This window comes from Oleiphilus sp. HI0086, from assembly GCF_001635225.1.
In genome coordinates, this window is record NZ_LWFZ01000025.1 from 23949 (window position 1) to 34072 (window position 10124).

The 10124-nt window shown below is 44.2% G+C and carries 9 protein-coding genes and 1 pseudogene; 4 read left to right on the forward strand and 6 right to left on the reverse strand.

The window, feature by feature from the left end; translation table 11 throughout:
- Window positions 1–35 precede the first annotated feature (35 nt).
- Complete coding sequence (locus A3756_RS00545) at window positions 36–389, reverse strand: hypothetical protein (protein WP_068510086.1); 354 nt, start codon at window positions 387–389, stop codon at window positions 36–38.
- A gap of 231 nt (window positions 390–620) precedes the next feature.
- Window positions 621–1235, reverse strand: a complete 615-nt coding sequence (locus A3756_RS00550) for a 2'-5' RNA ligase family protein (RefSeq protein WP_068552615.1) — start codon at window positions 1233–1235, stop codon at window positions 621–623.
- A 144-nt stretch (window positions 1236–1379) separates the two neighbouring features.
- Between A3756_RS00550 and A3756_RS00555 the strand changes: the two genes are divergently transcribed.
- Window positions 1380–2615 carry a diguanylate cyclase gene (locus tag A3756_RS00555; RefSeq protein WP_068510957.1) on the forward strand — a complete coding sequence of 412 codons (1236 nt, stop codon included), beginning with the start codon at window positions 1380–1382 and terminating at the stop codon, window positions 2613–2615.
- Between the two features lie 30 nt (window positions 2616–2645).
- Here the strand turns inward: A3756_RS00555 and A3756_RS00560 are convergent, their stop codons facing one another.
- From A3756_RS00560 to A3756_RS00570, 3 genes are all read right to left on the reverse strand, one after another.
- Window positions 2646–3461 carry a lipase secretion chaperone gene (locus tag A3756_RS00560; RefSeq protein WP_068552617.1) on the reverse strand — a complete coding sequence of 272 codons (816 nt, stop codon included), beginning with the start codon at window positions 3459–3461 and terminating at the stop codon, window positions 2646–2648.
- Window positions 3462–3568: 107 nt separating this feature from the next.
- Window positions 3569–5404, reverse strand: a complete 1836-nt coding sequence (locus A3756_RS00565; protein WP_068510952.1) for an alpha/beta fold hydrolase — start codon at window positions 5402–5404, stop codon at window positions 3569–3571.
- Between the two features lie 16 nt (window positions 5405–5420).
- Window positions 5421–6485 (reverse strand): helix-turn-helix transcriptional regulator, encoded by a 1065-nt coding sequence (locus tag A3756_RS00570; RefSeq protein ID WP_068552619.1) that lies wholly within the window; start codon window positions 6483–6485, stop codon window positions 5421–5423.
- A 329-nt stretch (window positions 6486–6814) separates the two neighbouring features.
- On the opposite strand from A3756_RS00570, the gene A3756_RS00575 reads away from it, so the two are divergent.
- From A3756_RS00575 to A3756_RS00585, 3 genes are all read left to right on the forward strand, one after another.
- Entirely contained in the window at window positions 6815–8212 is a 1398-nt protein-coding gene (locus tag A3756_RS00575) for a triacylglycerol lipase (RefSeq protein WP_068552621.1), read from the forward strand.
- 95 nt (window positions 8213–8307) lie between these two features.
- Window positions 8308–9051: a hypothetical protein gene (locus tag A3756_RS00580; protein WP_068552622.1), complete on the forward strand. Its 744-nt coding sequence runs from the start codon at window positions 8308–8310 to the stop codon at window positions 9049–9051.
- Between the two features lie 165 nt (window positions 9052–9216).
- A complete protein-coding gene (locus tag A3756_RS00585) occupies window positions 9217–9576 on the forward strand; it encodes a glutathione S-transferase N-terminal domain-containing protein (protein ID WP_068509001.1) in 360 nt (119 codons plus the stop codon).
- An 86-nt stretch (window positions 9577–9662) separates the two neighbouring features.
- Here A3756_RS00585 and A3756_RS26935 read toward each other — a convergent pair.
- Window positions 9663–10124, reverse strand: a pseudogene (locus A3756_RS26935) (hypothetical protein); the annotation flags it as partial.

Below are 10124 nucleotides of genomic sequence, written 5' to 3' on the forward strand. Positions count from 1 at the left end.
TGATTCTGGTTTTGTCCATTTGTGATGAAACGCTTCTAGGTTTCTAATTGGGCATTGTCGAGTGAATTATGAACATTTTGGCCAATATTTTCTTCTTGGCTGTCTGCGCTGATAATGCCACTTGCCTGTTCCACCGGGAGCAAGCGGGTCATGTCATTTCGTGCCGTTAAGGCTTTAACAATACGCCTTAAATTAGCTGTGTTAGCATTGGTTTCATTAGCGATAAGTAGCGTGTCTTGTATATGCTGGGCAATTATATTGCTTTCACGCTCTAATGTTCGCTCTGCGTGATAAGAGAATAATAGCGAGACGGACAGCAAAAATATCGTGCCAATAAGGATGCTTGGTATCGCTAACTTGAAGGATAGTGATGTAGTTAGCTTATTCATTTACGTTTGTTGCCACGTCAGTATATGCCCAGTGCTATTCAATGAGGTTAGGGGCTAGGCAATTGACTGATATGTGTCAGGAGTGTGCTGACGTCGATAATTGCTTCGTTAAAGCTTGCCCCTCCTTAAAAATAGCATAACTGTGCATTTTCGCCGTAAAAATGGAGGAATAATTCTTAGGGATAGATCGGTTTTCTTGAGCTATCAGCGTCAAGTGAGAGTGTTATTGCGTTATGAAAGCGGGAGCTTGTGTCTTATTGTGATGTTTCCCTGGATTTCTTTGGTCTGATAGGTGCAGTAGCATAGGCTTTGTACGCTTAGACTTGGGAGGACTGGCTGTGTATAGCCTGATAAGTGGCGCTGTAAGGTGCTGAGTGAGTACGACTGTTTATAAAAGCCCAAAGTAAGATGAGGGTGGTAGTCGCGTGCGGGATTATCCTGACAGATAGATTCCAGTGTACCGCGTATCTTTAGAAGAAGAGGGTGCTTGTTTATCGAAAGGTAGGGGGCTGTCTCGAAACTGTCTAGGCCTAGGCTTTCTAGAGAAAAGGGCGAAAGCTTTAATTCTTCAAGCGCTCTGATTTGCCGGGCGAGCTTCTCTTCGCAGAAGTGAGCAGGATCCACCAGTCCGCAAGCAGATAAAGTGATGTGAGGTGCTCTCTGGTAATCAGGTAGTACTAGTGTTTTGACATGAGCGCGGGCGCGTTGGAAGGCTTTGAGCCAGTCTTCTTGCTGAACCACTATTGCCCAAAAGCCGTAATGCTCAATACCTTGATGCCAATTAAGCGGGTCATGCGGGCTAACTGCAATGGAATTCTTTGCCTGAGAGGCAGAAAGGTTTTGCATAAGTGAAATAGGTCAGAGTGATATGGAAGTTCTGAAATAGTTTAATTAAAGCGCGAGTGTTGGTGCAAATAAATATCAATCCACACTCACAATGCCAGTATCTGAGCTACACTGAAAGCATGTTTTTTCAAAGAAGTATTAACAGTGCCCCTATTAGCAAATGCTTGGCGATTAAGCCCTTTAATTGTTGTCGTTTTATCCTTTTTTCTGGTTCGTATCAGCTCTATTGAAGCTCTCGATGAAAACGTACTGCGGACTGCTCCTTACCTATTAGCGTGTATCTTACTTGGCTTTTCTGCCATGTTTAATCGAAGCCGCTTTATTGCCCCGATTTTCATCGCCCTGTTTGCCTATTACTTTATTCAAACGAAGCTGCAAACGCCTTTGACAAGATCAGACGTGATGGCGATGTTTAGTGGACTTAATCTCCTTTTTTGTACATCGTTGATGTTTGCTTCGCTCGTTCCTGAAAAAGGTATGTTTAACCGAACAGGTGGAGTATATGCACTGGTATTAGCGGCTGGAGCTATGCTCTTGTGGTATTTTGGTGCCAGTGAGGCGTGGCAGGCTAAGTTAGCGGCGATTGCCAACCACCAAAGTGCTTTGTTTGAAGACCGGTATTGGGTGACCGAGGCTTTGTTATATTGCCACGCCTTGTGTTTTTCAGTGTTAGCTCTGCTTGCCTTGATTCGCAAACATGTTGCAGATTTCGCTTTATTATTAACCTGGCTATCTGGCGTGTCAGTCTTTTTCGACTTCTCTTCAAATCACCTTAGTTCAGTATGCTTCTCAATGCTGTTTTTGGCTTTGTTTATTCTTTATCAACAAAGTAATTATCAGGTGACTTATAAAGATGCATTAACCGGAATATCAGGTCGCCGTGCTTTGGAAGATTATCTTTCCACTTTAGGTCGTCATTACTCGGTAGCGATGCTCGATGTCGATCACTTTAAAAAATTTAATGATACCCATGGTCATGATGTGGGTGACCAGGTTTTGCGTATGGTGGCTTCAAAGATCGCTCAGGTCGAGGGTGGAGGGCGAGCTTTCCGTTATGGTGGAGAAGAATTTACCATTGTCTTTAACCGCCGAAGTGCTGACGACATTTTTGTCTTTGCCGAGGCCGTGCGTGAATCGATACAAAACTATGCGCTAAAGCTTAGGTCCGATGACCGTGAGCAGGATAAGAAGACAGGGAAAAAGCATAGAGGTCAGGGTAATCCTTCTAAGACCGTTTCGGTGACAATAAGTATAGGTTTGGCAAATAGCGAGCCAGGGTATCGACCAGCTGAGGTCATCAAGAAGGCGGATGACTTGCTTTATAAAGCAAAAGAGGCAGGGAGAAATTGCACAATTAAAGAAAGTCCGCGATCTGTCTAGTCGGCACGCTATTATCCAATTACAAGCTCTCTATGCTCCCCGTATCGATTGTACGGCGAGCTTGATCTGTTCTTTTCTGGTGAAGGCATTATCTTTGGCTTCTTGTAAGGCGAGTTTTTTGGCTTCGTCACTTAATTCATTTGAGTCTAGGATATCTTGCCGTTGTTGGTAGAATTCTGTTAGGCGAGCTTGCCACTGTGGCGTATTGGATTCTAGGTAGGCCATTCTTTGTGCGATCTTTTCTCCATAGAAATTAGCTCTTAAATCGAAGATTTCTTCAGCCGTGTCAGACTGATTCTTAAGCCTGTTTATTTGTGCGGTGAGCTTTTTTTCTTCGCGCTTATAGCGCATGCCTTGAGCCATCTTACTGGGCAGTTGGCTTTCGGCCTGAGCCATCAGCTGATCTTTTTCCTGCTCGCTTAGTGAACTGTCGCTGTTGATCAGTAAGCGCTGATAAGAATAGTCATCATAACGTTCTTCGTGACCGAGCAAGGCTTCACTTAGTTCTTCACCGAGGTATTGTCGATGTGTGTTTTTTTTATCATCAAGCGCAGAGCGCAGCATTGTCAGGTTTTCCTGCTGACTGAAGTCTGTGTTCATTGCAAATTGCTCTGTACTCAGGTTGCCTTTATAAAGCAGATAATTGTCTGCTATTTCCTGGGCTTTCATCGTTGCTTCGCCAGACAAACTCATCTCAATATACTCGCGTATGCGTTCAATGACCTGGTCTTGTCCCTCGATATGAGAAGCCATAAGGAAATACTCGAATATGTTTTTGATGTTCTCATTGATGACTAGCTTCCCTTGAGGGTCAACTAAAAACTGTTCGATCGCTATATCAGACATATGCAGGGGCAGCGCGCCGTAGCGTGATGCGGATTCGTACTCATGGGTTGAGTTGAAGGGTGTGCTCGCTAAGACTTGTCACACCCTGATTTCTATTTCATTGCGGCTTAGCTAGCGATGAGTTGCTTAACAATCTTGTTAAAGTGGCGAGCAAAAAGATAGTGGGTTTCACTTTTCAGACGGGTAAAGTGAGTCGTATTGAGGTGCTTTGATAGCAGCTCAGCGGCTTCTAGGGGAATAACATCATCATGTTCGCCGTGCCAGAATTGATATTCTGTTCGACAATTTTTTACCGAAAAGGCAAGAGCACTGAAGCTAAGCTTTAGTTCTTCTGCCCAAATACCAACACCTTGCTTAGCCGATTGCTTGAGATTAGCGGTTGAATAGTTTCGATATTGACTTGTTTTTAACAAGTTAATATCTGCAGCACGACCTTCAAGTGTGGGGCGAATATAGTTCAACTGCTGGGAATAAAAGTGTTCGATGTCTTTTCCAACAGCCATTTTTAAAATGGGTTCGATCAAAAATGGAGCAAACTTTAGACTTCGATTAACGGCCGTTACGAGTGAAGGGATGTTGGCGCAGGCCATAATATCTTCGATACGCGGCATGGCATTAACCATCGCAATGCGCTCGATGCGATCTGGCAGAAACTCTGCCAAGGCAAGCGCGTAACTACCACCTATAGAGTGTGCAAGAATTTTTACTTTATCTAGTTTTAGGTGATCTAGTAGTTGCTCAAGATCCGAGCACCAGTCTTGGTGGTTACGTTCGGGGTGGCAGTCAGAATCTCCGTAGCCAGGACGTTCGGGAACAATAATTCGGATATTTTCTTGTTCAAAAAGGCTTGATGCACCCGGAGGTAACTCCATTGAAGAGCCCATAAGGTTATGTAGTAAAATGATGGCGTGAGTTTCGGAGCTGGTCGAGCAATATGGGTCAGTTGCACGTTTATTTTTTAAAAGTTCAGGCTTTGGATGATCGCAATAACTCATACGCCTGCCGTCTTTCAGGTAAATAACGTTCTGCTCAGGCTCGCTTGTTTGGTCAGCAATAGGAGATAAAGGCCTATCGAGTTGATGTGAGGAGCCGAGTTTATATAATAAGACTTTTCTGATTAACTCCGGTTTCCTAGTCACCCCAAGTTTCTGATAAATGTTGCTTAAGTGGCCTCTTACCGTTGCCTCTTTTAACTTTAGTTTGGTGGCAGTCTTCTTGCTGGATAGCTCATTGATCAAGGTGACTACGACTAGTGCCTCGGTATCTGTTAGCTGGTAGTGTGCCTTGAGAAGCTCGGTGTTAATTAGCTCTTCCTGCTCTGTTTGAAAACAGAGATAAAAATGCTGGCTGAGCTGCATATCTGCCTCATTGCCTGGCAAGGCGGTAAGATGGACCAGCTTAGGTTTGCCTTGGTATGCCTTTTTAGTGCTGAGGCTTTCTACAGCTGAGTCGACGGGTTCAAGTGCTAGTGAGATGATGCTGAAGTTTTGGTCGCCGGTTAATGGCATAAGCTCTGTGTTCAGCCGAAGGTGTTCCGCGCTCAGGTAACCCTGATCAATTTGCCAGTGCTGACTGGCATTGAAGAAGTGCTCAGCTCGCTCATTGATGTCAATTATTCGGCCTGTCTCATTAATAATTAATGCTGCCATGGGAATATGGTTCAGGGAACTTTCTGTCTGTAAGGGGTGTTCCTGGCTGCTAAGTTGGGCACTGATTTTGATCGCCGTTTTCAGGTGTTTCATGACACGCAAGGAAACGTCTCTAAACGGATGCTCATGAGGTAGGTTTTCAGAGATGGAAATACAGTTTGACAGGCTCAGCAGTAGATTGAACCATTCGTCTTTCTTGCTCGCGAAGCGATAGATAAGGGAGATCAGTTCATCTTCTTCGAGGCTGAATTTCTCTATGGTAAGTGGTGCGTTATTTTCGAGCAGGTTAATCATGACTACATCCTTGTGACTACTTAACTAATCCGTATTCAATACAGTGTTCAAATAAAAATAAAATTAGCGCTTCCTGGCTTTCAAGCCTAGTTTTACGAAGCACTGATTGGAGTTGCTTGCGTACAGTCTGTTCGGAGACGCCTCTGTGCTCTGAAATATCACTAAGGCGAGCTCCTTCGAATAGTAAAATGCTTAATTCTTTCTCTGCCTTACTCAGTTTCAGAGCCTGAAATCTTAGGTTTTCTTTTAAGTGTTGCGCATAGTTGGCGCCTAAAAAATACACCCATGCAAGGCCGGTTCTGGTGTAATGTCTGAACAGCCTGGGTACGCAAGCTGTCGTGCTGATAATTACCGGATATTCTATTTCATTAATACTTAGCTTGAACAACACGCTGTGCTTGCTTGTCGCATTCATACAGTCGTGGATAGCATTTCTAAGTACGATGCGCTGATTAGCCCGAGTGCATAACTTCAGTAGGTCGATGTGCTCACGAGCTAGATGCCTTAATGATGTACTCGCGTCAAACTCTTCGTTTGTAATAGATGAATTGATTAATTGTCTAAACAACTTATTGCTAAACACACTATTAACTTGGTTATCGACAGCAAGGGTGGGGAGTGGGTAGTGGCCCAGAACTTGATAAACTGATTCAATTTCTTGCTGCTGTTGGTTTATTTTATGGCAGAGAAGTAAGGCCTGGGCGATATGTGGCAGTAGGTGTCTCTGTGTATTGGATAGGGGGAGCTGGGCTTCTGCGCGGCGATCAAAAGCAATGCTAGCGACCAACTCGGCGCGATGGTCGAAAGGAATACACGGATAAAGTACGTGTTTGTGAACAAAAATATAATAAGAACTAGAGCTACCGGCCGGTGCTTCCTTGCGAATGTCGCTTAGCTCAGTCTCGCTCAATAACGAGTTTTGCCAAGGGATTAGGCGTTCACTAAGGTCAATTGAAGCGCTGCCGAAGATGTTGCAAAGTTCTTGTGCCAAGCCTTCGGGGCCTTTAGATGCACTGTCGTAGAGCTTTAAGGTGAGCACTGAGCTGTCAAGGGGCGCTTTTTTTATAGAACTGCTATACACGTTTTATTCCGAAACTTATCTATCAATGCTGTTAAAGCGTTTGTCTTTTATCTAGTGCGTTTATAAGTGAGCATCATAGGGAATTTTAAGCAACAAATCGGTCTTGACACTTTGTTTTTGTGACAAGACTTCTTAATAAGTAGAAGTACGTGGTGATTCTGTGATCTTATCGCACTGAATTTATAGGGCTTCGTCACAGCGGTACTTACTTGGCTAAGTTCGTGTTTAAGAGGGATGACATTTGAATAGCCTTCATTGATTGAGTTGGATCATGTCTCATATTCCAGAAAACATGCTAATCTGAAGATCTTCACTTACGGAGATCATGTATGAGTCATACTGTTGAAGGTCAAGAGACCCATAAACATTGGGGGCGTCTAGGGCGCTCCATCCTCAATGGAGTGATAGGTGACTACCTTGAAAAAGAATGTAACCCTTTGGCTATCCAGATGGGCTTTTATTACCACTACAAACGCTTGGTCTTAAATGAACACCTCGTTCATCAGCTGGATGCGCCGTTAAGTAATAAGGTGGTTGTATTTGTTCATGGGCTAACAAACCTGGAAACGGTTTGGGATTACCACCTAAAGGCTCCCAGTGAAGGGGAATCTCTCGTCGATCATTATATTGATAGCTGTTTCGACTATAAAGGCGGCGATGTCAGGGAAAACTATGGTACAAAGTTGCAGGAAGATTTTGGTTATACACCGTTCTATCTTCGCTACAATACCGGACTTTCTTTAGAAAAAAATGGTCGTCTTCTGGCAAAGCAACTGACTCAATTGCACGAAGCCTACCCGATTAATATTGATGAACTGATGCTTGTCGGTTTCAGTATGGGCGGACTCTTACTTCGACATGCTCAATATTGTGCCATCCAAACTGATATGCCTTGGCTCTCGAACTTAAGTAAATGTATGTACTTGGGTACACCGCACGAAGGCTCACCGCTTGAAAAGTTTGGCCACTTTAGCGGTGAAATCGTTCGACACTTTCCTCGGGATTACATTAGCCATTGGGCTGATTGGATTGATCGGCGGAGTGAAGGTATTCAAGATTTAAAGCATGGCTTGAAGTTTTTTGCTCCATCTGAAGAAATTGAGTCGTCATGTGCGAGTTTCTATGATCAGGCTCGTCATTACTTTATTAGTGGTAGTGTTGGAAAGAATGAAGATAGCTTTATTAGCAGAGTGATGGGGGATAGCTTGGTCAGACAGGGTAGTGCTAACCCGGGCTCTGCGCCAACACATAGCCAAAACGCTCACTTTGAAGGCCTGCCACATATTCCATTGGCGCACTCTGACCGCGTGTACCAGCAGATAGCATGCTGGGTTGATGAAGATGAGCGAAGATTGCGTACACGTCATGCGGGGAAAGCGCTCGATTTAATCAACTATCAGGTAATACGTAAACCCTATATCCCCGAAGCTGGGCAGCAAGATGTGTCCAATCAAGCTTTATTAGCAGGCACTATCGATTTGATGGCGAGCGCTTACGATAAAACGGTAGAAACAGTTGAGACGGTTCATTACTCAATTGCTGAAGAGCCCTTTTATGTGATGCAAAAATTACCCGTAGTGAGTCAAATAGCCAAACCTATTGAAGCCGTGCACCGAGATATTCTGGATATCGTCTATCGTTCACTAAGAGGTGGCGGCAAGCTTGTCCATCGTGCGGCTAAATTGCTTACCCCGGATGACCTTGCACAAGCTAGACCTAATGCATAGTTTTTACTTTGCCTTTCTATTACCATAAGTAGTGCTATCATAAAAATAACCCAAGCTTTTTCCACCACTTACATAATAAATTTAAGGTGAGTTACATGCCTATGCGTTTTATGTCTGCTTTTAGACACTTTTTACCTATGATTGTCTGCGCGATGCTGGCTGGACTGCTCTCTGGAGCAAGCTACGCCACAGATAATAAGCGGTTTGAATCGTCCGTTCGAATTGGTTACGTACCTCATCTTTCTTTCAAAGTTGATAACGGTATTGCTTCAGGAAGTCTTGCAAATTTGATGGAATGCTCGAGCGCATACTTTTCTCATGTCGAGTTTGTCGAAATGCCAGACTACTCATTCATGGAAGGTGCGCTTGATAGTAATGTGATTGATATTGGTTTGAATATGGTCAAGACCAAATCGCGGGATAAAGTCGCTGAATATGCCTTTGACCTATATACCTCACGTATTTTACTCGTGGGTAATGGTAATTCCCGAAACAATCAAGGTGCAGGTATTCTTGCGGTTAAACAAGGCAGTGATATCGATATTTTGTTGTTGGCTAAGGGCTATCAAGTTAACACTCAAGCTTATTCGATTGATAGGCTGATCGAGATGTATCGTGAAGGACTCATTAATTCATTTGCAGAGTCAGAAGTGAGTATCTTTGATGCGCTTCAGGCTTTGGATGCGGATGAGGTCGATTATGATTATGAAGTACTGGCCGAAGCCGCTGGCGGAGCTTATGTCGCTAAGCACTTCTTGAAAAATAACCCCTCAGTGATTAAAGACTGGCAGCAAGTAACGAGTGTTTGTGCTTACCTTGCACCCAAGATCGAATTATAAGTAGATCCTGTTGTCAGGCCTATGCTCCCTTGATTCGGGCTGATCATCCCTAGGAAATTATGCCTCTTTTCTGATAGAATCCGCGTGCGCCGTAGAGATAGCTGTATAAGTTTTGTGCAGTTTTACGGTGCCATATTCTAGCGATTTACGAAAGAGGTTCGTTGCATGTCTGTTGTTCGATGGCTATTAGGCCGTATTATTCTATTAGTTGATTTTCTGTTTAAGCCTCGTAAACCCAAGCTTTCCAGCGAGAAGCAGTTAGAACTGGACGCGGCGACGCAGAACATATCGCTATATCAGTATGCTGCCTGTCCATTTTGCGTAAAGGTTCGATGGGCTGCGCGTCGTCAGGGCTTAAATATTGAGACTCGTGATGCGAAACGCAATAAGCAGTTTGCTGAAGAGCTACAGTCCGGTGGAGGAAAGCTTAAGGTGCCATGCTTAAGAATAGAAAAAGATGGTGAGCAACAATGGATGTATGAGTCGTCAGATATTATTTCTTATCTTCAAGAGCAATATACATAAGAGAGTCCTGCAGAGGGCCCCAGCCCTCGCTATGCGGAGTTAGATAGGTTCAAAGGTGCGACCTGCCAGCGAGGCTCGGTACAAATCTAGCTGTTACTCTCTCCAAGAACCTTTCTGATTTCCTGTTCTGCATAATCCAGTTCTTTAGCAAAAGAGCTTATTGCTTCTTCTTGCACTTCATTTGGGAACTGTGTGTTGTTTTCCAGATCAATTGCCAGGCAAGCTACTCTATTTATACCCAGTTCTTCAGCACTTGTGCGTAAGCGGCTTGCTTTCTCAGTGATCATTTGTTTGTTGATAGCGCTGAGCCCAGAGTTTAAGTGCTGTCTGATCTCGCCAACTTCAGCGACGAATTGCGATAAGGCACTCCGATAATGTTGCTCGTCTCCCAGGCTAGTTCGCAGGCCAATATTTTGGTCGAGCACGCCAGCGGGAAGGCCTGTTGATGAGCCAAAATTATTGCTTGACGAATCAGGGGCCTCGTCAACAAAATTATCAGGCTCAGGCTCAGGCTCAGGCTCAGGCTCAGGCTCAGGCTCAGGCTCAGG